The sequence below is a fragment of the Bradyrhizobium sp. DOA1 genome, from assembly GCF_001593325.1.
Taxonomy (GTDB): domain Bacteria; phylum Pseudomonadota; class Alphaproteobacteria; order Rhizobiales; family Xanthobacteraceae; genus Bradyrhizobium.
The window spans coordinates 7,092,690-7,116,501 of sequence record NZ_JXJM01000001.1; the positions used below are offsets into that span (position 1 = coordinate 7,092,690).

Annotated in this window: 22 protein-coding genes; 13 read left to right on the plus strand and 9 right to left on the minus strand. The window is 64.5% G+C overall.

Features of this window, described 5'->3' with window-relative positions:
* Positions 1-260 precede the first annotated feature (260 nt).
* Genes SE91_RS32830 through SE91_RS32845 form a run of 4 tightly spaced genes read right to left on the minus strand, consistent with a single transcriptional unit; the run spans position 261 to position 3,841 of the window.
* Positions 261-1,049 (minus strand): ABC transporter ATP-binding protein, encoded by a 789-nt coding sequence (locus SE91_RS32830; protein ID WP_008541389.1) that lies wholly within the window; start codon positions 1,047-1,049, stop codon positions 261-263.
* A gap of 4 nt (positions 1,050-1,053) precedes the next feature.
* Positions 1,054-1,812, minus strand: a complete 759-nt coding sequence (locus SE91_RS32835) for an ABC transporter ATP-binding protein (RefSeq protein WP_061850597.1) — start codon at positions 1,810-1,812, stop codon at positions 1,054-1,056.
* Positions 1,809-2,960, minus strand: a complete 1,152-nt coding sequence (locus tag SE91_RS32840; protein ID WP_061850598.1) for a branched-chain amino acid ABC transporter permease — start codon at positions 2,958-2,960, stop codon at positions 1,809-1,811. The genes SE91_RS32835 and SE91_RS32840 overlap by 4 nt, the downstream gene beginning before the upstream one ends.
* A gap of 5 nt (positions 2,961-2,965) precedes the next feature.
* Positions 2,966-3,841 carry a branched-chain amino acid ABC transporter permease gene (locus SE91_RS32845; RefSeq protein ID WP_060737254.1) on the minus strand — a complete coding sequence of 292 codons (876 nt, stop codon included), beginning with the start codon at positions 3,839-3,841 and terminating at the stop codon, positions 2,966-2,968.
* A 262-nt stretch (positions 3,842-4,103) separates the two neighbouring features.
* Here SE91_RS32845 and SE91_RS32850 point away from each other — a divergent pair, with 262 nt between their 5' ends.
* The 7 genes from SE91_RS32850 to SE91_RS32880 all read left to right on the plus strand — a co-directional run bounded on the left by SE91_RS32850 (position 4,104) and on the right by SE91_RS32880 (position 9,738).
* Positions 4,104-4,853 (plus strand): ABC transporter ATP-binding protein, encoded by a 750-nt coding sequence (locus SE91_RS32850; protein WP_060737999.1) that lies wholly within the window; start codon positions 4,104-4,106, stop codon positions 4,851-4,853.
* Positions 4,850-6,376, plus strand: coding sequence for a hypothetical protein (locus SE91_RS32855; RefSeq protein ID WP_061850599.1), 1,527 nt, complete (start codon positions 4,850-4,852; stop codon positions 6,374-6,376). The genes SE91_RS32850 and SE91_RS32855 overlap by 4 nt, the downstream gene beginning before the upstream one ends.
* Before the next feature lie 80 nt (positions 6,377-6,456).
* Positions 6,457-6,711, plus strand: a complete 255-nt coding sequence (locus SE91_RS32860; RefSeq protein WP_061850600.1) for an AbrB/MazE/SpoVT family DNA-binding domain-containing protein — start codon at positions 6,457-6,459, stop codon at positions 6,709-6,711.
* Positions 6,708-7,112 (plus strand): type II toxin-antitoxin system VapC family toxin, encoded by a 405-nt coding sequence (locus SE91_RS32865; protein ID WP_061850601.1) that lies wholly within the window; start codon positions 6,708-6,710, stop codon positions 7,110-7,112. Before SE91_RS32860 ends, SE91_RS32865 begins: the two co-directional genes overlap by 4 nt.
* Positions 7,113-7,170: 58 nt before the next feature.
* On the plus strand, positions 7,171-7,986 hold the full coding sequence (locus SE91_RS32870; protein WP_061850602.1) for an MBL fold metallo-hydrolase: 816 nt from the start codon (positions 7,171-7,173) through the stop codon (positions 7,984-7,986).
* A 65-nt stretch (positions 7,987-8,051) separates the two neighbouring features.
* The gene (locus SE91_RS32875; RefSeq protein ID WP_061851439.1) at positions 8,052-8,573 is read left to right on the plus strand and encodes a hypothetical protein; all 522 of its coding nucleotides are present in this window, start codon (positions 8,052-8,054) and stop codon (positions 8,571-8,573) included.
* A 112-nt stretch (positions 8,574-8,685) separates the two neighbouring features.
* Positions 8,686-9,738: an amidohydrolase family protein gene (locus SE91_RS32880; protein ID WP_061850603.1), complete on the plus strand. Its 1,053-nt coding sequence runs from the start codon at positions 8,686-8,688 to the stop codon at positions 9,736-9,738.
* 79 nt (positions 9,739-9,817) lie between these two features.
* On the opposite strand, the gene SE91_RS32885 is transcribed toward SE91_RS32880, so the two are convergent.
* The 3 genes from SE91_RS32885 to pcaB form a co-directional block, all read right to left on the minus strand.
* A complete protein-coding gene (locus SE91_RS32885; protein ID WP_061850604.1) occupies positions 9,818-10,273 on the minus strand; it encodes a cupin domain-containing protein in 456 nt (151 codons plus the stop codon).
* 393 nt (positions 10,274-10,666) lie between these two features.
* Entirely contained in the window at positions 10,667-11,923 is a 1,257-nt protein-coding gene (locus SE91_RS32890) for an aminopeptidase (RefSeq protein WP_061850605.1), read from the minus strand.
* 114 nt (positions 11,924-12,037) lie between these two features.
* The gene (pcaB, locus tag SE91_RS32895; protein ID WP_061850606.1) at positions 12,038-13,399 is read right to left on the minus strand and encodes a 3-carboxy-cis,cis-muconate cycloisomerase; all 1,362 of its coding nucleotides are present in this window, start codon (positions 13,397-13,399) and stop codon (positions 12,038-12,040) included.
* 293 nt (positions 13,400-13,692) lie between these two features.
* Here pcaB and SE91_RS32900 point away from each other — a divergent pair, with 293 nt between their 5' ends.
* Positions 13,693-15,252 carry a winged helix-turn-helix domain-containing protein gene (locus SE91_RS32900; protein ID WP_061850607.1) on the plus strand — a complete coding sequence of 520 codons (1,560 nt, stop codon included), beginning with the start codon at positions 13,693-13,695 and terminating at the stop codon, positions 15,250-15,252.
* Positions 15,253-15,266: 14 nt separating this feature from the next.
* Here the strand turns inward: SE91_RS32900 and SE91_RS32905 are convergent, their stop codons facing one another.
* Both SE91_RS32905 and mddA read right to left on the minus strand, forming a co-directional pair.
* A complete protein-coding gene (locus tag SE91_RS32905; RefSeq protein ID WP_061850608.1) occupies positions 15,267-15,689 on the minus strand; it encodes a GFA family protein in 423 nt (140 codons plus the stop codon).
* Between the two features lie 85 nt (positions 15,690-15,774).
* Positions 15,775-16,563, minus strand: coding sequence for a methanethiol S-methyltransferase (gene mddA / locus SE91_RS32910; protein WP_061850609.1), 789 nt, complete (start codon positions 16,561-16,563; stop codon positions 15,775-15,777).
* A 134-nt stretch (positions 16,564-16,697) separates the two neighbouring features.
* Here mddA and SE91_RS32915 point away from each other — a divergent pair, with 134 nt between their 5' ends.
* From SE91_RS32915 to SE91_RS32935, 5 genes are all read left to right on the plus strand, one after another.
* Complete coding sequence (locus SE91_RS32915) at positions 16,698-18,260, plus strand: winged helix-turn-helix domain-containing tetratricopeptide repeat protein (protein WP_061850610.1); 1,563 nt, start codon at positions 16,698-16,700, stop codon at positions 18,258-18,260.
* A gap of 321 nt (positions 18,261-18,581) precedes the next feature.
* Positions 18,582-20,132, plus strand: coding sequence for an ABC transporter substrate-binding protein (locus tag SE91_RS32920; protein WP_061850611.1), 1,551 nt, complete (start codon positions 18,582-18,584; stop codon positions 20,130-20,132).
* A gap of 92 nt (positions 20,133-20,224) precedes the next feature.
* Positions 20,225-21,196: an ABC transporter permease gene (locus SE91_RS32925; protein ID WP_061850612.1), complete on the plus strand. Its 972-nt coding sequence runs from the start codon at positions 20,225-20,227 to the stop codon at positions 21,194-21,196.
* The gene (locus SE91_RS32930; RefSeq protein ID WP_061850613.1) at positions 21,193-22,032 is read left to right on the plus strand and encodes an ABC transporter permease; all 840 of its coding nucleotides are present in this window, start codon (positions 21,193-21,195) and stop codon (positions 22,030-22,032) included. Before SE91_RS32925 ends, SE91_RS32930 begins: the two co-directional genes overlap by 4 nt.
* Positions 22,033-22,034: 2 nt before the next feature.
* Positions 22,035-23,654 (plus strand): ABC transporter ATP-binding protein, encoded by a 1,620-nt coding sequence (locus tag SE91_RS32935; RefSeq protein WP_061851440.1) that lies wholly within the window; start codon positions 22,035-22,037, stop codon positions 23,652-23,654.
* Positions 23,655-23,812 lie beyond the last annotated feature (158 nt).

Consider the following 23,812-nt stretch of genomic DNA (forward strand, 5'->3'; position numbering starts at 1 on the left):
ATAAGCGACCTCCTTGGAGATCTCCAGCCATTCCCGCCAGCTCGTCGGCTGCCAGATGCCGAACTTCTTCTCGCGGATCGCCGGCCTGTCGCCCCGCGTCTCGGCGGCGCGCCAAAAAGCTCTTCGCGATCGTATCAGCGACCGTCAGCACCGCCGGTCGGGCCGATGCACCTCTCCTCCTCGTCGTCCTGCCTCCGCTGCCTGCCTTGCCGGCGGTCTGTCGTTGCGGATGGCAAGCTCATCTTACTGCCAGCTCGTCCTCACCGCCATGTCTTCTTCTTTTTCCAGCGCCGCTCGCCGCGCGCGCCCGCTTCCTTGGCACCAAGGTAGAATTCCTGGATGTCCTGGGAATGCATCAAGCGGTCGCAGGTGTCGTTCATCACGATGCGGCCGATCTCCAGGACATAGCCGTAATGTGCGGTCTCCAGCGCCACCTTGGCGTTCTGCTCGACCAGCAGGATCGACATGCCCTGCTCCTCGTTGACGCGGCGGATGATGGTGAAGATCTCCTTCACCAGCAGCGGCGACAGGCCGAGCGAAGGCTCGTCGAGCAGCAGCAGCGTCGGCCGGTTCATCAGCGCGCGGCCGATCGCGAGCATCTGCTGCTCGCCGCCGGAGAGCTGGCCGGCCGGCTGGTTGATGCGCTCCTTCAGGCGCGGGAAATAGCCGTAGACCCGTTCCAGGTCCTCCGCGACACCGTCGCGGTCCCGGCGCGGATAGGCGCCCATCATCAAATTCTCGCGCACCGAGAGGAAGGGGAAGACTTCGCGGCCCTCCGGCACATGACTGAGGCCGAGCCGCACGATCCGGTCGGCCTCCATGCGCTGGATCGGCTTGCCCATGAACTCGATCGCGCCCTTTTGCGGGTCGAGGATGCCGGAGATCGTCTTCAGCACCGTGGTCTTGCCGGCGCCGTTGGCGCCGAGCAGCGTGACGATGCGGCCGCGCGGCACCTCCAGCGAGATGCCGCGGATCGCCATGATCGGCCCGTAATAGCTCTCGATGTTCGAGAGCTTCAGGATGGTCTCGGGTGTCGCGGTCGCGTCCATCGCCTCAGGCTCCCAGATACGCAGCGACGACATCGGGGTGCTGCTGCACCTCGGCCGGCGAACCCATCGCGAGCACCCGGCCGTAATTCAGCGCGATGACACGGTCGGAGACGCGGGTGACCAGAGACATGTCGTGCTCGACCATCAGCACGGTGACGCCGAGCTCGTTCTTCAGGTCGCGGATCCAGAACGACATGTCGTCGGTCTCCTCGACATTGAGGCCGCTTGACGGCTCGTCGAGCAAGATCAGCTTCGGCTCCGAGCACAGCGCGCGCGCCAGCTCGATCACCTTGCGCACGCCATAGGGCAGGCCGGAGATGAGCTTGTCGCGATAGGGCTCAAGATCGAGGAATTCGATGACCTGCTCGACCCGGCGGCGGTGCACCTTCTCGTTGGCCCGCACGCTGGGCAGGAACAAGAGCTCCTGCCAGAGCTGGGTGGTGGAATGGCGGTGACGGCCGACCAGCAGGTTCGACAGCACGGTCGCGTTCTCGAACAGCTCGATGTTCTGGAAGGTGCGGGCGATGCCGAGCTTGGCGATGTCGTAGGGCGGCTGCTCAGTGATATCCTGGTCCTCGAAGAAGATGCGGCCCGAGGTCGGCCGGTAGATCCGCGAGATCAGGTTGAAGATCGAGCTCTTGCCGGCGCCGTTGGGGCCGATGATCGAGAGGATCTCGCCCTTCTCGACCGCGAAGGACACCGCATCGACGGCCTTGAGGCCACCGAAATGCAGCGACAGGTTCTCGGCGCGGAAATAGCTCATCGGTTGCGCTCCGACTTCACGTAGATCTTCTGCCGCTTGAAGGTGGCGCGCTTGTAGAGCGGGAACAGCTGGAAGAAGAGCTTGATCTTGAGCCAGCGGCCGTAGAGCCCGAGCGGCTCGAACAGCACGAACAGCACGATGATGATGCCGTAGATCGCGCCCTTCAGCCCGTTGAGCGAGGCGAAGGCGGCGACCTTGGACTGGATCTCGGCCGCGGTTGCCGTGCCCGCCCCGAACGCCGCGGCGATGCCGGCGATGATGCCGGGCATGTCGTCCTTCAGATAGGTCAGGAACGGATCGATCATCACGATGAAGATCGCACCCAGCACCGCACCATGCAGGCTGAAGGTGCCGCCGATCAGGATCACGATGATGAACTCGATCGAGAGCTGGAGCGTGAACATCTCCGGCGAGATGAAGGAAAGCTTGTGCGCGAACAGGACGCCGGCAAAGCCGGTGATCGCCGCCGAGATCGCGAACGACTTCACCTTGTAGAGCGCGACATTGACGCCCATGCTGCGCGCCGCCGTCTCGGAGTCGCGGATCGCGACGAAGGCGCGGCCCGTCGGCGAGCGCAGCAGATTGAGCGTGCCGACGATGGTCAGCACGAGAACGGCAAGACAGAGGTAATAGAAGGTCGGGCTGTCGCGCGGCACCGTGACGCCGAGCAGCGACAGCGTCTTGACCCGCATGCCCTCGTTGCCGTGGGTCACGCTCTCCCAGCGCGCCAGGATCTCCTCGACGATCAGGGCAAAGGAGATGGTGGCGATGACGAGATAGATGCCGGTCAGGCGCAAAGCGGGAAAGCCGACCAATGCGCCGATGATGCCGGTCAAGGCGCCGGCGGCGAGGAAATAGACCGGGAACGGCACGTTGTATTTCTGCAAGTAAGCGGCGGTGTAGGCCCCGATCGCAAGGAAGGCGGCGTGTCCGAGGGAGGCCTGGCCGGTGAAGCCGGTCAGGATCAGGAGCGCCACGCCGACGATCGCGTAGATGCAGACGAAGACGAGCTGGCTCATCAGATAGCTGGAGAGCACGTGTGGCGCGATCAGCAGCAGCGCGAGCAGGATGCCGTAGGAGACGATGTAGCCCGAATGCGGAAACAGCTTGATGTCGTCTTCGTAGTCGGTCTTGAACAGGAAGCGCATGGCGTTCAGACCTTCTTGCGGACGTGGAGGCCGAACAGGCCTTCGGGCTTCAACAGCAGCACGGCCAGCAGCACGAGATAGGGTGCAACGTCCTTCCAGCCCTCCGGCAGGTAGAAGCCTGCCATGCTCTCGATCACGCCGATCAGCACGCCGCCAACGACGGCGCCCGGGATCGAGCCGAAGCCGCCGAGCACCGCGGCCGGGAACGCCTTCAGGCCGAGGACGAGGCCGACATTGGAATGGATGAAGGTGATCGGCGCCAGCAGCACGCCGGCGCAGGTCGCGACCGCCGCGCTGATGGCCCAGACGATCGACACCACGCGCTTCACCGGAATGCCCATGTAATAGGCGGCGAGCATGTTCTCGGAGCTGGCGCGCATCGCGGTGCCGAGCGTGGTCTTGTTGAAGAACAGCCACAACAGCGTGCACAGGATCATCGTCGCCGCAATCACCGAGAGCTTGTCATAGGCGAGCACCAGCGAGCCCATCCGCAGCACGCCCTGGCTGAACGGCGTCTCGATCTTGAGGTCGTCGGTGCCCCAGATCATGCCGGCGATCGAGCGCAGGAAATAGCCGAGCCCGATGGTGACCATGATGATGGAGAACTGGGGATAGCCGAGGATCGGCCGCACCACGACCCGCTCCGCCACCATGCCGAACAGCGCCATGGCGGCCACTGCACCGGCGAAGCCGATCCAGTAGTTCAGACCCATCATGCCGATGAAGGTGAATGCGAAGAAGCCGCCGAGCATCATCAGATCGCCCTGGGCGAAGTTGACGACCTCGGTGGCCTTGTAGACGAGCACGAAGCCAAGCGCGATCAGGCCGTAAACGCAGCCGAGCGCAACACCGCTGACCAGCTGCTGAACAAAATCCAGCATCGACGCGCGTCCTCCCGATGCAGCCGTCGGTTCTTCGTGACCGCTTGCCGCATCTTGTGTCCAGTCGCTACGCAGTCGTTTCGCTGCGTTAGCACCATTTGTCCCGAGACCAATTCAGCCTGAACCGCAATGCGCTGTCAACAAAGGGTGACTTGCCTTTGGCCGATCCCGGATGACGAAATTAGTCGACCGTAGATTCACGGTGCCGAAACATCTTCACGCCATGGTCGCGGGCGATGCAAAACCGGATGGTATGGCCGTCATGAAGCCGGACAGCTCAGCGCTGGAAGTCCGAGGGTTAACCAAGCGTTTTGACCGCTTGGCGGTCGACGGCCTCGATCTCACGATTCATGCCGGCGAGTTCTATGCGCTGGTCGGCCCCAACGGTGCCGGCAAGACCACCAGCTTGCGCATGGTTGCGGGCCTGCTCAGACCCGATGCCGGCAGCGTCTCGATCTTCGGCATCGACGCGCTCCAGAACCCCGTTGCCGCCAAGCAGGTGATGGCGTGGGTATCCGACGAGCCGATGATCTATGACAAGCTGACACCGCTCGAATATCTCGAATTCGTCGCCGGCCTCTGGGGCATCGCACCCTCGGCCTCGGAGCCGGTGGCGCAGGAGCTGCTCTGTTCGCTCGGCCTCGCGCCGCACCGGCACGAGCGCTGTGAGGGCTTTTCCAAGGGCATGCGCCAGAAGGTGGCGCTCGCCGGCGCTCTGGTGCACGATCCCCGCCTCATCATCCTCGACGAGCCGCTGACCGGCCTCGATGCCGTCTCCGCCCGTCATGTGAAGGGCCTGCTCGGCGCGCGCGTCCGCGCCGGCTGCACGGTCATCATGACCACGCATATTCTCGAGGTCGCCGAGCGCATGGCCGACCGCATCGGCGTGATCGCGTCGGGCCAGCTGGTCGCCGAAGGCACGCTCGACGAGCTGCGCCGGCAAAACGGCCATGCCGATACCAGCCTCGAGGATCTCTTCATTGCGCTGGTGACGCTTCCGGACGCCGCATGAGCTCGGCGACCGCACTGTCCTGGTTCGCCCGCCACGAGCTCCGGCTCGCCTGGCGCGAATGGTTCGCCATGATGACGGGAGGCCGGCGCAAACGCACGCGCGCTGCGGTGATCGGCCTGCTCTGCTTCGCCGCGCTGCTACACCTGCCGGCCTGGGCCGTGATCGGTCGTTTCGCCGACCTGCAGCTGCCGCTCGACAAATCCTCGCTGATCGTGATCTCGGCGATGATCTTCCTGGCCTGGACCTTGATGCTGTCGCAGGCGATCGAATCGGTGACGCGGGTGTTCTACGCCCGCGCCGATCTCGACCTCATCATGTCCTCGCCGGCGAGGCTGGCCAACCTGTCCTCGGTGCGCATCGCCGCGATCGCGCTCACCGTCACGGTGATGGCGCTGTTGTTCTCGACGCCGTTCATCGACGTGCTGGTGATCGGCGGCGGCGCGCGCTGGCTCAGCGCCTTCGGCGTCGTGGTCGCGATGGGCCTGTCGGCGGCGGCGATCTCGATCGCCATCACCATCCTGCTGTTCCGGCTGATCGGCCCGGCGCGGACCCGTCTCATCGCCCAGATCCTCGCCGCGATCATCGGCGCGGGCTTTGTGATCGCGCTCCAGGTCGCCGCGATCATGTCCTACGGCACGCTGTCGCGCTTCACCATCCTGACCTCGGGAAGCCTCGAAGCCTACGCGCCCGATGTCGACAGCATCTGGTGGTGGCCGGCGCGCGCGGCCCTCGGCGACAACGAGGCGTTGCTGCTGCTGCTGGCGCTCGGCCTGGTGCTGCTCGGAAGCGTCATGGCGAGCTTTTCCGGCCGCTTTGCCGAAACCGCCATCGATGCGGCGGCCTATGGCGCATCCGGCCGCGTGCACGCCAGGGAGCGCCCGTTCCGCGGCGGATCGCGGCAGCAGGCGCTGCGGCGCAAGGAGTTCATGCTGCTGTGGCGCGATCCCTGGCTGATCTCGCAGACGCTGATGCAGCTGCTCTACCTCGTGCCGCCGGCGCTGCTGCTCTGGCGCAATTTCGCCGAGAGCTCCGCGGCACTGACGCTGATCACACCGGTGATCGTGATGGCGGCCGGACAGCTCGCCGGCGGGCTGGCCTGGCTCACGATCTCGGGCGAGGACGCCCCCGACCTCGTCGCCACCGCACCGCTGACGCCATCCAGCGTCACCCGCGCCAAGATCGAGGTGGTGCTGATCGCGATCGCCGTGATCTTCTGCCCGCTGGTGGCGGCGCTGGCCTTCGCCTCACCATTCCAGGCGGCGATCAGCGCCGGCGCGGTAATCGTCAGCGCGGCCTCCGCCACCGCGATCCAGCTCTGGTTCCGGGTGCAGGCCCGGCGCAGCCAATTCCGCCGCCGCCAGACCTCCTCGCGGCTGGCGACCTTTGCCGAGGCCTTCTCCTCGATCGGCTGGGCGGCCACCGCCGCGCTGCTGCTGGCCCTGCCCATCGCCGGCCTCGTCAGCGGCCTGATCACGGCCGGTCTCGTCGCAATGACGTGGAAGTTCAGCCCAAAGCGGGACTAGAAGGCGGGTGTGGTACCCGTCCCGCCCTTGAAAGTAAGGCTAAATTGCCTTACTTGTAGGCAGCAAGAATTGGGGTTCCGATGAGTATCCTTACTGTCACGGCAAAGGGACAGGTCACGCTCCGGAAGGATCTCCTGGAACACCTCGGTGTACATCCGGGCGACAAGATCTCGATAGAAAAACTTCCAGGGGGACGAGTTGAGGTGAAGGCCGCTCGGCCGAACGGCAAGATTTCGGATGCTTTCGGCTTCCTGAAAGGAAAAACGAACGATCGATCACTGTCGATCGAGGAAATGAACGAAGTCATTGCTGACGGCTGGGCCGGTAAGCGATGAAGATGACACCTGACACCAATGTCCTGGTGCGGGTTCTGGTCGGAGATCATGCCGAACAGAGCAAGGTGGCCGAAGCCCTTCTCAAGAAGGCAGATCTCATAGCTATTTCGATCCCCGCATTGTGCGAGCTGACCTGGGTTCTCTCTCGAGGCTACAAGACTTCGGCTGCCAATATCTCGGCTTCGATCCGGCACTTGATCAATGCCTCCAATACGGTTGTTGACCGGCCCGCGGTCGAGGCCGGATTGGCGTTCCTCGATGCCGGCGGTGATTTCGCCGATGGTGTCATCGCTCACGAGGGCAACTGGCTTGGAGCCGATACCTTCGTTTCTTTCGACAAGAGGACCGTGAAACTGATCGAGGCAAGCGGCGGATTGGCGCGGTTGGCCGGCGGCACATGACGCAAGGATAATTCGTCGATACACTCAGCAGGTCGTTGATGAGCGGCGGACGGTTTTCATGTTGCGACTCCTGCTGACGGCTTTTACGTTTCTCGGCTCGCTGGCCGCACCTGTTCTCGCCCAGCAGCCACCACAGCGCAGCGAATGCCTGGCGATGGCGAACGCGGCGCCCCGCGCGATGCCAGTCGCGTTCCGGCAGGCCGCCGCGGCCCCCGGGGTCGAGATCACCTATGCCGGCCATTCCACCTATTTCATCGACACGCCCGGCGGCCTGCGCATCGCCACCGACTATAGCGGCGCCTATCAGGTCGGCCGGCTCCCCGACGTCGTCACCATGAACCGGGCCCACAGCACCCATTACACACTATTCCCGGACAAGCGCATTCCCCATGTGCTGCATGGCTGGAGCGAGGACGGCAAGCCGGCCATCGTGTCGACCCGCGTCAGCGACACCATCATCCGCAACGTCACCACCGACATCCGCCGCTATTTCGGCGACGATGCCGGTAGCGACATGATCCGTGACGGCAACTCGATCTTCATCTTCGAGGTCGCCGGCCTCTGCATCGGGCATCTCGGCCATCTCCACCACAAGCTGGACGACAGCCATTTCGCCCAGATCGGGCGGCTCGACATCGTGATGGTGCCGATCGACGGCACCTACACCATGTCGCTGGGAGGCATCTCCGAGATCACCAAGCGGCTGCGCGCCTCCGTGGTGCTGCCGATGCATCGCTTCGCCACGCCGCTCGACGATTTCATGCGCCGGATCGGACAGGACTTCGAGATCGACCGCCGCTCGGAGCGCTCGTTCCGGATGTCGCGGGATGCGCTGCCGTCGCAGCCCACCGTGATCATCCTTGACGGGGTCTGAGACGCAATTTTTTCCAAGTCTGCCGAAGCCCGCTCGTGCTGATCTCACCGCAAGAGGAGATCACCATGATGGACTTTGCCAGATTGCTGCACGCGGACGGACCAAACCCAGAGCATGCAGCGGCGCTCCAATTGTACGGCCGCTTCGTCGGGGACTGGGATGCCGAGATCACCGCTCACGGCCCCGATGGAACGAGGCACACGGCGCCCGGCGAGATCCATTTCGGCTGGGTGCTGCAGGGACGCGCCGTGCAGGACGTCTGGATTATCCCCCGGCCCGCGGGCACGCCGGCCTTTCCGATCGCCGGCAATTGGTACGGCACGACGTTGCGGGTCTATGACCCCACCATCGCCGCGTGGCGGATTTCCTGGTTCGATCCCGGCCGGAGCCTGTTCCGCCAGCAGATCGGCCGTCCGCGGGGCGATGACATCGTGCAGGAAGGCACGACCGACGCGGGCGAGCTGACGCGCTGGAGCTTTACGGAGATCACCGGCGATTCCTTCCATTGGCTTGGGGAGATCAAGCCTGCGACGGCCGCGGACTGGCGGCTGATGGTCGATGTGAGGGCAAAGCGGCGCAAGGGCTGACGACAGCGTCGCTGTGCTCGCGATGACGGGTGCGGTTGCACGGCGCGCGCTGCTGCATGACGACGTGAGGTGCTAGGCTCCCCACACAAAAACAATGAGGGAGCGAACGTCGATGGCTGCAAGCGGGTTGCCCGCCAATACGAGCGGGCTGTTTGTCGAGCCGCGCGAGGACTGGCTCGCGCTGCACCAGGAGGAGATCATCGATCCGTCACGGCCGATCGTCGATCCTCATCACCATCTCTGGAATCGCGGGCACCGCTATCTGATCGAGGAGATGGCGGCCGATATCGCGACCGGCCATAACGTCATTGCCACCGTCTATGTCGATTGCCGCTCGATGTACCGCGCGCACGGGCCGGAGGCGTTCCGGCCCGTGGGAGAGGTCGAGTTCGCCAACGGCGTCGCCGCGATGAGCGCGAGCGGTGCTTACGGCAAGGCCGCGATCTGCGCCGGCATCGTCAGCCACGCCAATCTGCTGCTGGGCGACGCCGCCAAGCCGGTGCTGGAAGCGGAGATCGCGGCCGGCAATGGCCGCTTCCGCGGCATCAGGCATTCCTCGGCCTGGGACGAGGACCCCGTCGTCGCCGGCATGTACGCCAACAGGCCAAAGGGCCTGTTGCAGGATCCGACCTTCCGCAAGGGCTTTGCCTGCCTCGCGCCGCTGAACCTCAGCTTCGACGCCTGGCTGTTCCATCCGCAGATCGGCGAGCTGACCGAACTGGCGCGCGCCTTCCCCGACACCAGGATCGTGCTCGACCATTGCGGCGGCCCGGCCGGCGTCGGCCGCTTTGCAGGGCGGCGCGAGGAGGTGTTTCCACAATGGCGCGCCTCGATCCAGGACATCGCCAAATGCGAGAACGTGGTGGTGAAGCTCGGCGGGCTCGCCATGTGCCTGCTCGGCTATGACTTCCATTTGCGCGAGAGGCCGCCATCCTCAGAGGAACTCGCTGCCGCCTGGCGGCCCTACGTCGAAACCTGCATCGAGGCATTCGGCACCAAGCGCGCGATGTTTGAGAGCAACTTCCCGCCGGACAAGGGCCAGTGCAGCTACCAGGTGATCTTCAACGCCTTCAAGCGCATCGCATCGCCCCTGAGCGATGCCGAGAAGACCGCGCTGTTCTCGCAGACCGCGATCGACGTCTATCGGCTCGAGCTGCCGTCATGACGAGAAGAGGGGCCGGGATGTTATCCCGACCCCTCTTCCGTCGTAGCCGCTGGGAAGCGTCCTTGAAACGTTGAGAGCTCTAGCCCGCGCCCATCAGCGAGGCCGGACGGCGCTCGCCACCGAAGGCGAAGATCTTCTTGAGCTTGTTGACGACGCGGATCAGGAAACCGATCATCACGGGATTGGTCTTGCGGCAGAACGCGATCTTCTTGACGTGGCCTTCGACATGCCATTTGGCATGCGCGCCGTCGCGGAAGAAGATGACGTCTCCGGGGCCGTAGCGCTTCGGCGGCATGCCGTCGCTTTCGAGCACGATCGATCCTTCCATGATCATGATCGTCTCGTCGATATCGTAGTACCAGTTGAAGCGCCCTTCGGTGCATTGCCAGATGATGGTCTGGGCGGTGCCGTCGGCGCTGGTCGACAGGACGCGCGAGCGCGAGACCGGATTACCCTCGATGACCCAGGACGGCTCGATCGGCCGAAGTTCGAGATCGACATTGCAACTACCGACTTCAATCAATGCGCGCGACATCTGCTTCCTCGGGAAATGATATTTGCGGCCGAGCCGGGCCGGGATTGTTTCGAAAGATATTGGGACGCTAGTCATCCGTTTTTAATTCTTTCTTACATCGACTTCGAGAATCAGTCGGAAGCGACACGTGCTCAGGGTTAACGTCGCAATTCCCTTGCAAATCCGCGTACATGCCCCGGTCTTTTTCCCAGGTGCGACAAAATGCGCGAAGGCACGGACGGAGCCCATGCCTCTACGCTCCAGAGTCTGGTCGTCACTCCGGCGGCGCGCTCGTGTTGCTCCGGCGCGGGATGCGCGCGGGAGTTCTTCAAGGACCGGCGCAAGACTAATGGCCGGTGAATGGGCCACGGAATATGTCGCGCCGCGTTCATCTCGTCAGAAGGGAGGTACGCGCTACTTCGCCCACTCGCCCTTGCGGAACACCGGCACCTTGCTGCCGTCGGCGAGAATGCCGTCGATGTCGGTCTCGGCCGAGCCGATCATCCAGTCGATGTGGATCAGGCTCTGGTTGCCGCCCTGCGCGGCGATCTGCTGCGGCGTGAGCTGCGCGCCGTTGACGAAGCATTTCGAGTAGCACTGGCCGAGCGCGATGTGCGAGGCCGCGTTCTCGTCGAATAGGGTGTTGTAGAACAACAACCCGCTCTGCGAGATCGGTGAGGAATGCGGCACCAGCGCCACCTCGCCGAGGCGGCGCGCGCCCTCGTCGGTGTCGAGCACTTTGTTCAGCACCTCCGAACCACGCGACGCCTTTGCGTCGACGATCTTGCCGTCCTCGAAGCGCACCGCGATGTTGTCAATCAACGTGCCCTGGTAGGACAGCGGCTTCGAGCTCACGACGTGACCGTAGACCCGGCGGCAATGCGGCGTGGTGAAGACCTCTTCGGTCGGGATGTTGGCGTTGCAGCTGATGCCATTCTTGGAGAGCGAGGCGCCGCCCTCCCATTCGTGGCCGTCGGCAAGACCGATGGTGAGATCGGTGCCGGGTCCCGAATATTGCAACGCGCGAAAACGCTGGCCGTTAAGCCAGTTGGTGCGCTCGCGCAGCACCGCATTGTGGCTCGCCCAATTGCTGATCGCGTCCTCGCGGTCGACCCGGGACGCGGCGAAGATCGCATCGGCGAGCTTGCCGATTGCGACGTCTTCCGGCTCGTTCGGAAACACCTGCTTGGCCCAGGACGGGCTGGGGTAGGCGATGATGTTCCAGTTGGTGTCGAAATTGACGATTTTCTCGAGCGCCGGCTGATAGGCCATGGAATTGGCCTTGCTGGCGCGCGCCACCTTGGAAGGATCCTCGCCGGACAACAGCATCGGGTTGTCGCCGACGATGGCGAGCCGTGCGGTGTTGTCCGAAAAGGCCTTGGCCATGCCCTCGTACAGCCAACCGGCGGCACGGTCGAAGCTGTCGTCGTGGCCGTGACGGTAGCGCGCCAGCGTCATCTCCTCGTCCGACAGGATCGGCGTCACGATGCCGGCGCCGGCCTTGTAGGCGTGCACGGCGATCCGCCGCACCAGCGGCAGCGCGATCGCAGGCGCCGTCAGAAGCAGATCCTGTCCCGGCCGCAAGCCCAGGCCCACCTTCACCGCCACCTCGGCCAGCCGGTCGAGTTTCGCGGGATCGATGGGAGTAGCGGAATTGCGGTGATCGGTCATGCGGGTCCCTCTGCCGGAAGTCTCTCGTTCAATCTAAGTCTAGCATCGCGAGGCGCAAGTGCGCGAGCACCTTGCGAGACCGACAAAGATACGCAGTTTCGCGCATATTGGTTTTCAACGCGTTGCCGATTTCAGCACCCGGTCGACCATGGCGGGCGCAAGGCCGAGGTAATTTTTCGGTGAGGTGAGCGCCTCGATTGTGACGCGGTCGATGCTACTCGAGACGCGGGAGTCGGAGGCGAGCGCATCCGCCAGGCTCAAGCCTTTGTCATTGGCGAGCCGGCAGGCGTCATAGACCACGTCATGCGCTTCCTGCCGCCCGATCTGCGGCGCCAGCCCCATCATGACCGCTTCCGCAACGATCAGGCCGCGGCTGACGGCGAGATTGTCGTTCATCTTCGCCTCGTCCACGACGAGGCCCGCGAGTGCGAACTTCGCCTGGTGCAGCGCGCCGGCCGTCAGCACGAAGCTTTCGGGGATCGCCATCCATTCGGCGTGCCAGGGACCGGTGGCGCGCTCGAAATCCTGCACCATGGCATCGAGCATCAGGCCTGCGTGCTGGCGCACCGCCTTGGACGCCGCGAGCATCAATTCGGAGGAGATCGGGTTGCGCTTCTGCGGCATGGTCGAAGAGGCACCGCGGCCTTTGACGAAGGGCTCATAGACTTCCGCGAACTCGGTCGAGGCCATGATCATGATATCGAGCGCGATCTTGCCGAGCGAACCGGTGACGAGCGCCAGGAAGTTCACGGCCTCGGCAAAGCCGTCGCGCGCGACGTGCCAGGTCGAGGCGGGAACGCCGAGCTTCAATTCGGCGCACAGAGCCTCCTGCACCTCGAATCCCTTGTCGCCGAGCGAGGCCAGCGTGCCGGCGGCGCCGGCAAACTGACCGACCAGGACACGTGGCTTCAATTGCGCCAGACGTTCGGCATGGCGGTCGAACATCGCGAGCCAGATCGCGGTCTTGTAACCAAACGTCACCGGCAGCGCCTGCTGGAGATGGGTGCGGCCCGCCATCGGCGTGTCGCGGTATCGCTTCGACAGATCGGCCAGGATGCGGCGGAGCTCGGCAATGTCCCTTTCGACGATCGCAAGCGCGGCACGCAGCTGCAGGACCACGGCGGTGTCCATGATGTCCTGCGTGGTCGCACCCCAGTGCACATAGCGGCCGGCCTCGCCGCATTGCTTCACCATCTGATGCACCAGGGGCAGAATCGGATAGCCGACGATGTCGGTCTCCTGACGCAACAGCTCGAAATCGAGTGTGGCGACATTGGTCCGCGCCGCGATCCGGTCGGCGGCGTTCTGCGGGATCACGCCGCATCTGGCCTCCGCCTTCGCCAGCGCCACCTCGACCTCGGCATAGCGTGCCACCAGCGCGACATCGGAGAACACCTCCCGCATCTCGGGCGTGCCGAAGGCGTCGCGGAAGAGCATGGAGTCGATCACGGTGGTGGAGGCGGGAAAAGCGGGCATGGCGTTTCTTCGTGGTTGATGTGTGCGCTTGAAGGCAGCTTACGCAGGCCGCGCTGTTCGGCAATGCACAAAGGCATTCCCCGGTCATTCCGGGGGCGCCGAAGCAGGCCCGGAAGACCAGACAGAGCCCAAAGCCACCTTGTTTGAGGCCCTCTTCCCGTCCCAACAGCGTGACCTCGATCACGCAATCGTGGTGAACCGGATTGACCGTTCGGCGGACTTACATACTTCGAGTCGAAGTCCATTTTAATTTTGTCATTGCCTGCTGTCTTTCTGAGCCCAGAGTTTTCGACGTGCAGTTTATGTTCCAGGACCATCTTCTCGACACCGACCGGCGCGAGCTGAGCCGCGAGCAGGTTCCCATTGCCGTGGAACCGCAGGTTTTCGATCTGGTCGTCCATCTCATGGAAAATCGCGACCGGGTGGTCAGCAAGGATGAGCTGATCGACAAGATCTGGCACGGCCGCAGCGTGTCGGAATCCACGCTGACCAGCCGGATCAACGCGGCGCGCAAGGCGATCGGCGACAACGGGGCCAACCAGGCGTTAATCCGCACCATCGCGCGCAAGGGCTTTCGCTTTGTCGGCGACGTCGAGGCAAAGCGCGGCGCGGTCGCGTCGGAACCCGGCCTCGCGGCGCAGACGCCGCAGACCACGCTCACTCTGCCTGACCGGCCCGCGATCGCGGTGCTGCCCTTCACCAATATGAGCGGCGACCGCGAGCAGGACTATTTCTCCGACGGCATCAGCGAGGACATCATCACCGCGCTGTCGAAGCTGCGCTGGTTCTTCGTCGTCGCGCGCAACTCCTCCTTCGTCTACAAGGGCCGCGCCGTGCACCTCCACGAGGTCGCGCGCGAGCTCGGCGTGCGCTACGTGGTCGAAGGCAGCGTGCGACGCAGCGGTGAGCGGCTGCGCATCTCGGCCCAGCTCAACGACGTCTCGACCGGCAGCCATCTCTGGGCCGAGCGCTACGATCGCGAGCTCGCCGACATCTTCGCCGTGCAGGACGAGATCACGGAGGCGATCGTCGCCGCGATCGAGCCGCAGCTTTATGCCGCCGAGAGCTTTCGCGCCCAACGCAAGCCGCCGGGCAGCCTGGACGCCTGGGACCTCGTGATGCGCGCCTTGTCGCATCACTGGCGCAGCACGCGCGAGGACAATGCCGCCGCGCAACGGCTGCTCGAACAGGCCGTCGCGATCGATCCCAGCTATGGCAAGGCGCTCGGCCTGCTCGCAACCAGCCATATCTTCGGCGCCCATATGGGCTGGGCCGACATGCCCGCGACCATCCCGATCGCCGAACGCGCAGCGCTGGCCGCGGTGGAGGCCGATCGCGACGATGCCTGGGCCCATCACGGTCTCGCCTATACCTATCTGTTCCGCCGCCGTTTCGAGGATGCACTGGCGGAGTTCGAGCTGGCCCTGAGCCTCAATCCGAATTTCGCGATGGCGCACGCCTTCTATGGCGTGACGCTGTGCTATGCGGGGCGCTGGCAGGACGGCGATGCTGCCGCGCGCCGAGCGCTGCGGCTCAGTCCACGCGATCCGCTCGCGGCGATCTATTGTGGCGTTGCGGCCTATGCCCGCTTCGTCGGCCGCGACTACGAAGGCGCCATGCAGATGGCGCGCGAGTCGCTCCGGCAACGCGGCGATTTCGTCGGCGCGCATCGCGTGCTGACGGCCGCCGCCGGCATGTCGGGAAATTCGGCGCTTGCCGCGTCCGCCCTGGAAGGCCTGCGCCGCGCCCAGCCCGGCATTTCGCTCGCCTGGATCACCCGCGAGCTGCCGATGCTGCGAGACGAGGACCGCGCGCACTATTTGGAGGGATTGCGGCGCGCGGGGATGCGGTAGGAAAGAGCCGTGCCCTACTCCTGCATCATCTCGCCGCTGCCGCCGAACTCTGCGGGAAAATCCTTCAGCTTGGGCAGGCCGTCGCGCATCGGCAGCACCGTCTCGGCGTAGTTGACGTGGACGCCGGGCGTGAATGCGAGCGTGGGAATGGTGGCGGTGAAGACGTCCACCAGTCCGAGCGGCGGATGGTTGGTCATGAGATGACCGCCGCACTTCCTGCAGAACTTGCGCTGGCTCAGCGGCGTCTTGGCGAAGGTCTCGACATTCTGGGCGCCTTCGGTGATGCGCACGGCCTCCGGCTTCCAGAGGCTGAAGGCGTTCACCGGCCCGCCCGACCATGAGCGGCAGGAGCGGCAATGGCAATAGCCCATCGCCTCCGGCGCGCCAGTGACCTCGACGGTGACCGCGCCGCAGAAGCAGTTTCCGACATGTTTCATTGGGTTCTCCGTTGATGCAGGATCGATATCGGACGTCGGGCGCCCACGCGTCTGCTTGCGATCGACGCGGGGCGCGAGGCGAAGACTATACCGTTCTGCGCCAGGGGATAAGCATCGACACCCGCTGCTTGTACTGCCGGTACTCGTCGCCGAAGAGAGCGACGAGGTCGCGTTCCTCCAGCGCGATGCCGACGAAGATGTAGAGCGTGGTCACGACGGCGAACAGTAGATGGCCTGCGGTCATGACCGGTGTGGCCCAGAACGCGATGATGAAGCCGAGATAGATCGGATGGCGCACGAATTTGTAGAGTAGCGGCGTCTTGAAGCGCGGCGCCTCCGCCTCCTTGCCGACGAGATGATTGGTCACCTGATGCAGGCCGAACAACTCGAAATGGTTGATGATGAAGGTCGAGGTGAACACCAGCACCCAGCCCGCAAAGGCCAGCGTGACCACCGTCACGGCGAGATCGGGGTTCTGGACCTCCCATATGACCGCCGGCAGCGGACGCCACTGCCAGAACAGGAGGAGCAATGACAGGCTCGCCAGCAACACATAGGTGCTGCGCTCGACAGGCCTCGGGACGAACTGCGTCCACCACGCCTTGAAGCCCTGGCGCGCCATCACGCTGTGCTGGATCGCAAACAGCGCCATCAGCAGGAGATTGACGATGATAGCTTCAAACGGCGGCGTCGCGGTTCCCGTGTCGATGGTCTTCGGCACCACCAGCCCCATGACGAAGCCGATAGCGTAGAGAATGGTCACGAAAAACACGACATATGCCGCAATTCCGTACAGAAAGGCGATGAACTTGAAAATGCGTGAGCCCGCAACCTCCGGGCCGATCGAATGAACTTGGTGCTCAATCTGGGACATGAAAAGCTCCGTTGTGCAAAAGCAGCGGCAATCCATTGGTCGGCACACCCTGCACCCGCGACGGTGACAAGACTTTCGCGGACGGTTTATTTTCGCCTGAGACGCCTTTGATTTTAGCTTGAGACGACAAGAACGTGCGATTTCGCTTTGAAAACAACGTGCTCGACGGCGACTTGCGGGAGCTCACGCGCGACGGGGCGGCCGTGCCGCTGCAGCCGCAAGTGTTCGATCTGTTGCTCTATCTGGTCGCGCAACGCGCGCGAGTGGTCAGCAAGGATGACCTGATCAGCCAGATCTGGAGCGACCGCATCGTCTCGGACTCCGCACTCAACAGCCGGATCAACGCCGCGCGCAAGGCGATCGGTGACGACGGCGTGACCCAGCGGCTGATCAAGACCATCCCGCGCAAGGGTTTTCGTTTCGTCGGGGACATCCGCGAAGACATCCGCGAAAACCCGGCAGCTTCGCCTGCGCAGGCTGAATCGGCTCCTGCCCGGCCGCGCACGGCGGCGGACCGCCCGGCTGTCGCAGTGCTCGCCTTCGAGAACATGAGCGGCGATCCCGAGCAGGATTATTTCGGCGACGGAATCAGCGAGGACATCCTGACCGCGCTGTCGAAACAGCGCTGGTTCATGGTGATCGCCCGCAATTCGTCCTTCACCTACAAGGGACGCGCGGTCCACATCAAGCAGGTCGCCGAGGAGCTCGGCGTCCGCTACATCGTCGAAGGCAGCGTGCGCAAGGCGGGCAACCGGGTGCGCATCACCGCCCAGCTCAACGACGCTGCGTCGGGGAGCCATCTCTGGGCCGAACGCTATGATCGCGACTTGGTCGACGTCTTCGCCGTGCAGGACGAGATCACCAACGCGATCGTCGCAGCCATCGAGCCGCAGATCCTTGCTGCGGAGGATTTCCGCGCGAAGCGCAAGCCGCCGGCGAGCCTCGATGCATGGGACCTGCTGATGCGGGCGCTGTCGCATTACTGGCGCGTGACGCGTGGGGATCACGAGGCCGCCCGGGCGTTGCTGGAGCGCGCCATCGGGATCGACCCGAATTATGGCCAGGCGCTCTCGGTGCTGGCAGCGAACCACATGTTCGGCGTGCATCTCGGCTGGGCCGAGCTTGCCGCGGTGGCACCGGCCGCGGAAGCCGCCGCGCTCGCGGCCGTTCGCTGCGACCATGAGGACGCCTGGGCGCATGCCGCGCTCGGCAGCGTCTGCTTCTCGACCCGCAGGTTGGCCGATGCACTGTCCGAGTTCGAGCAGGCGCTCGCGCTCAATCCAAACTTCTCGCTGGCGCAGGGCTATTACGCGCTGGCCTTGTCCTATGCCGGACGCACGAAGGAGTCATTCGAGGCAGCGCAGAAGGCCATCCGGCTCTCGCCGCGCGATCCGTCGCTGGCGATCTATCACGGCATCGCCGCCTATGCGCGCTTCACCGAGCGGCACTATGACGAGGCGATCGCGCTGGCGCGCGAGGCCATCCGCCACCGCGGCGACCTCACCGGCGCCTATCGCGTGCTCGCGGTCTCCGCCGGCATGACCGGCGACGGGATGCTGGCGGAGATGGCGCTGGGCGAGCTCCGCCGCACCCAGCCCGGCATCTCGCTGCACTGGATCGCGACGCAATTGCCGTGGGCCAATGACGCCGACCGCGACCACTATCTGGAAGGATTCCGGCGGGCGGGACTGCGGTAGACCGCCGCAAGCCCAGCTACGTCGCGCGCTTGCGGCGCAAATGCACCACCGCCAGCTTGCCGCGACGCTCTGTCGCTAGTCGCGGCTCGATGTCGGCCAACGAGCGACCCGACGACTGCCCCGGCGATAAGAGACCGATTCATCAAAACAGGACGCGCTGTACATTTTTTGTGCGAACACTGTCGAGACTTTCATCTTGCGGCGCCGAACGGGACTGTGTGAGCCTCGACATCGGATGGGGACTGGGATGGGCCTGCCGTCGCTTTTGCGCGCGAGCGTTGCGAAGCGTCTACGGCTGGTCTCGCTTGGGAAAGATACGACATGCCAAAACGAGTGTTGCTTGGTCTCCTCCTGGCTGGCGGCCTCACGGCCCCCGCACTGGCGCAAGAGCCGAAAACGGGAGGCGTGATCAATGCCGTGATCCAGCCCGAGCCGCCCGGCCTGATGCTTGCGCAGGTCCAGAACGGCCCGACCCAGATGGTGTCGGGCAATATCTTCGAGGGGCTCTTGCGCTACAGCCCCAAGCTCGAGCCTCTGCCTGAGCTTGCCGAGAGCTGGAGCGTGAGCGAGGACGCCAAAACCTACGCCTTCAAGCTCAGGAAGGGCGTGACCTGGCATGACGGGAAGCCATTCACGGCCGCCGACGTGCTGTTCTCGATCGAGATGCTGAAGCAGACGCATGCCCGCGCCCGCACCAACCTGGCGCAGGTCGACAAGATCGAGGCACCCGACGACCATACGGTGGTCTTCACGCTGAAGCAGCCGTTCGGCCCGTTCCTCGGCATCTTCGAGGTCGGCTCGATGCCGATGGTGCCGAAGCATCTCTATGAAGGCACCGACTGGAAGACCAACCCCTACAACAACGCGCCCATCGGCACCGGCCCCTTCATGTTCAGGGAATGGCAGAAGGGCTCGTTCATCCGCCTGGTCAAGAACCCGAACTATTACGAGAAGGGCAAGCCCTATATCGACGAGATCTACTGGCAGATCATTCCCGACGCCGCGGCGCGCTCGGTGGCGTTCGAGACAGGCAAGGTCGACGTGCTGCCCGGCGGCTCGGTCGAGAATTTCGACGTGCCGCGCCTGTCCAAGCTGAAGGACACCTGCGTCACCGGCGCCGGCTGGGAGTTCTTCTCGCCGCTGGCTTGGCTGTGGCTCAACAACCGTCAGGGACCGCTCGCCGACAAGCGGATGCGCCAGGCGGTCATGTATGCGATCGACCGCGACTTCGCCAAGGACGTGATCTGGAACGGGCTCGGCAAGGTCGCGACCGGCCCATCCGCCTCGACCATCAAATACTACACCGACGACGTGAAGAAATACCCATACGACCCGGCCAAGGCCAAGGCGTTGCTGAAGGAAGCCGGCTACAAGGGCGAGAAGATCCGCCTGCTGCCGCTCGCCTATGGCGAGACCTGGCAACGCTGGGGCGAGGCCGTGAAGCAGAACCTGCAGGACGTCGGCATCAACATCGAGACGATCGCCACCGACGTTGCCGGCGGCAACCAGAAGATCGGCGACTGGGACTACGACATCGCCTTCACCTATCTCTACCAGTATGGCGATCCCGCGCTCGGCGTCGGCCGCAACTACATCTCCAGCAACATCGCGAAGGGACAGGTCTTCAACAACGTCGAGGGCTATTCCAACCCGGAGATCGACAAGCTGTTCGCCGACGGCGCGGTTGCGACGCCCGACTCCAAGCGCAAGGAGATCTACGAGAAGGCGCAGAAGATCCTGGTCGAGGACGTGCCGGTGGCCTGGATGCTGGAGCTGCAATTCCCGACGATCACGCGGTGCAAGGTCAAGGACCTGATCACCACGGGCATCGGGGTCAATGACGGCTTCAAGGACGCATGGCTCGACAAGTGATGGGGGTGCTCCTTTCCCTTTCCCCGCTTGCGGGGAGAGGGAGCTCACCGTCACCCCGGCTCGGGTTCACGCCACAAGATATGACGCACTAGATGCTCTCCTTCGTCGCCCAACGTGTCCTCAAGGGCGTGATCGTCCTGCTCGCGATCGCCGTCCTCAATTTCTTCCTGATCCGGCTTGCGCCCGGCGACCCCGCCATCGTGATGGCGGGCGAGGCCGGCGCCAGCGACCAGGTCTTCGTCAAGCAACTCCGGGAAAAGTTCGGCCTCGACAAGCCGGTGCCAGAGCAGCTCTTCATCTACGTCAAGGGCGTCGTCAGCCTCGACCTCGGCTTCTCCTTCCGCCAGCAGGCGCCGGTCGCAAAGCTGATCGGCGAACGGCTGCCGGCGACGCTGCTGCTGACGCTGACCGCGTTTGCGATCTCGCTCATGCTCGGCATTCTCTTCGGCAGCTTCGCCGCGCGCTTTGCCGGAACCTTCCTCGACACCGCCATCACCGTGTTCGCGCTAATCTTCTACGCCATGCCGATCTTCTGGGTGGCGCTGATGGGGATCCTGTTGTTCTCGGTTACCATGGATTGGCTGCCGAGCTTCGGCTACGAGACGGTCGGCGCCAATCTCACCGGCTTCGCCCACGCGATCGACGTCGCAAAGCACCTGATCATGCCGGCGATGACGCTCGGCCTGTTCTTCATGGCGACTTATACCCGCATGACGCGCGCCTCGATGCTGGAGGTGAAGCGGCTCGATTTCGTCAAGACGGCGCGTGCCAAGGGCCTCTCGGATGCCGTGATCCAGCGCCGCCACGTGCTGCGCAATGCGCTGCTGCCTGTGGTGACGCTCGCCGGCGTGCATTCCGGCACCTTGATCGGCGGCGCGGTCATCACCGAGACCGTGTTCGCCTGGCCCGGCATCGGCCGCCTGATGTACGACGCGTTGCTCCAGCGCGACTACAATCTGCTGCTCGGCGTCTTCGTGATCTGCTCCGCCATGGTGCTGATCTTCAACCTCATCACCGACCTCGTCTATCGCCTGGTCGATCCGCGCATCGAATTCGCCTCATGAAACAGTTCTGGAAATCCATGCTGAAGAGCCCGAGCGGCGTCATCGGGCTCGTCATCCTGTTCCTCGCGATCGCGGTCGCCTTGTTCGGACCGATCTTCTTCCCGAACTCGCCCTGGCGCATGGTGCAGCGGCCGTTCCTGCCGCCGTTCACGCTGTCGACCGTGCCACTCGGCACCGACGCGCTCGGCCGCGACGTCTTTGCCGGCATGATCTTCGGCGCACGCGTCTCGCTGCTGGTCGGCCTGGTCTCGACGCTGGTCGCGCTGGTCGTCGGCGTGCCGATCGGGGCGATGGCCGGCTATTTCGGCGGCAAGGTCGACGGCGCATTGATGCGGTTCACCGAGTTCTTCCAGACCATTCCCAGCTTCGCGCTGGCGATCGTGCTGGTCGCAATCCTTCAGCCGTCAATCTATTCGATCGTGGCCTCGATCGCCTTGGTGAGCTGGCCGCCGGTGGCGCGCCTCGTACGCGGCGAGGTGCTGTCGCTGCGGACACGCGAATATGTCCAGGCCGCGGTGGTCACCGGCCAGAGCAACAGCTGGATCATCCTGCGGGAAATCCTGCCGAACGCACTGTCGCCGGTGATCGTGCTGGCCTCGTTGATGGTGGCGACCGCAATCCTGCTGGAATCCTCGCTGTCATTCCTCGGCCTCGGCGATCCCAATCTGATCTCCTGGGGCTACATGGTCGGCGCCGGCCGCACGGTGATCCGGCAGGCCTGGTGGATCACTGTGTTTCCCGGCGTCGCCATCCTGATCTCGGTGCTCGGCCTCAATCTGATCGGCGAAGGCCTCAACGACGCGCTCAATCCGCGCCTGTCGCGGGAGGGCCGTTGATGATGACCGCTCCGCCCGCCGTCTCGATCAGGAACCTGAGGATCGCGCTGCCCAAGGGCGCCGAGCGTCCGTTCGCCGTCGACGGGGTCTCGCTCGATTTGCGGCCCGGGAAGATCGTCTGCGTGGTCGGCGAGTCCGGCTCCGGCAAGTCGATGTGCGCGCATGCGTTGATGGGCCTGCTGCCGGACACGGTGTCGGTCACATCAGGCGAGATACAATTCGAGGGCCGCGACCTCCTCAAGCTCGACGACGACGGCTGGCGCGACCTGCGCGGCCGCCGGCTCGCGATGATCTTCCAGGAGCCGATGACCGCACTCAATCCGTTGATGCGGATCGGCGACCAGATGGCGGAGATGTTCGAGGCGCACGGCCTGCTGACGCCGAAGGAGCGGCGCGCGAAAGCGCTCGCCTTGGCGCGCGAGGTCGGCCTGCCCGACCCCGAGCGCATCGTGCGTGCCTATCCGCACCAGCTCTCCGGCGGCCAGCGCCAGCGCGCCATGATCGCGATGGCGCTGGCGCTCGAGCCGGCCGTGCTGGTCGCGGACGAGCCGACCACCGCGCTCGACGTCACCACGCAGGCGCAGATCCTGAAGCTGATCCGCAATCTCCAGCGCAACCGCAACATGGCGGTGATGTTCATCACCCACGACTTTGGCGTGGTCGCCGACATCGCGGACCAGGTCGTGGTGCTCCGGCATGGCAAGGTGGTCGAGGAAGGCCCGGCGGCGACCATATTCAGCGGGGCGCAGCACGACTACACCAAGGCCCTGCTCGCCGCCGTGCCGTCGATGGATCCGCCCGTCCGCACGCCGCTGGATGACCAGGCGCGGGCGGTCGAGGTGATCGGGCTGGACAAGACTTATGTCACCTCAGGCGGCTGGTTTCGCGACGACCGCCGCGTCGATGCGGCACGCGCGGTCAATTTCAACATCCTCAAGGGCGAGACGCTCGGCCTCGTCGGCGAATCCGGCTCCGGCAAATCGTCGGTCGCGCGCCTCGTGATGCGGTTGATCGAGGCCGATCGCGGCACGGTGCGGATCGGCGAGACCGACCTCACCTCGCTGTCCGGCAAGGCGCTGCGCGCCGAGCGCCATCGCATCCAGATGATCTTTCAGGATCCGTTCGCCTCGCTCAATCCGCGCCGCAAGATCGGTCACATCATCGCCGACGGGCCGATCGCGGCCGGCACCGATCCGCGGGTTGCATTCGACCGCGCCCGCGACCTCCTCAGGATGGTCGGCCTGGATGCTGGCGCGCTCGAACGCTATCCGCACGAATTCTCCGGTGGCCAACGCCAGCGCATCGGCATTGCGCGCGCGCTCGCGCTCGAACCCGAGATCATCGTCGCGGACGAGGCTGTCTCCGCACTCGACGTCTCCGTGCAAGCGCAAGTGTTGAATCTGCTCGAAGATCTCAAGGCGCGGCTCGGCCTCTCGATGCTGTTCATCACCCACGACTTGCGCGTCGCCGCACAGATCTGTGATCGGATAGCAGTGATGCAACGCGGCGCCATCGTGGAGCTGAAGCCCACCGCGCAACTCTTTGCCGCGCCCGAGCATGCCTACACGCGCGAGTTGCTCGCGGCAGTGCCGGGACGAAAGGAACGAGCACCGGCGGCATGAGACGGGTTTCGTTCCGGTATCGGGCTCCGCTGTAGGAACGAAACAATCACAGGCATTTTATCCCTCGTGACCGACCGGACGGCAGCGAACGCAACGTCGGCACCCCACATCCGAATGAAATGATTTCCATCATCTGATGATGGATGTTGCGATTGATT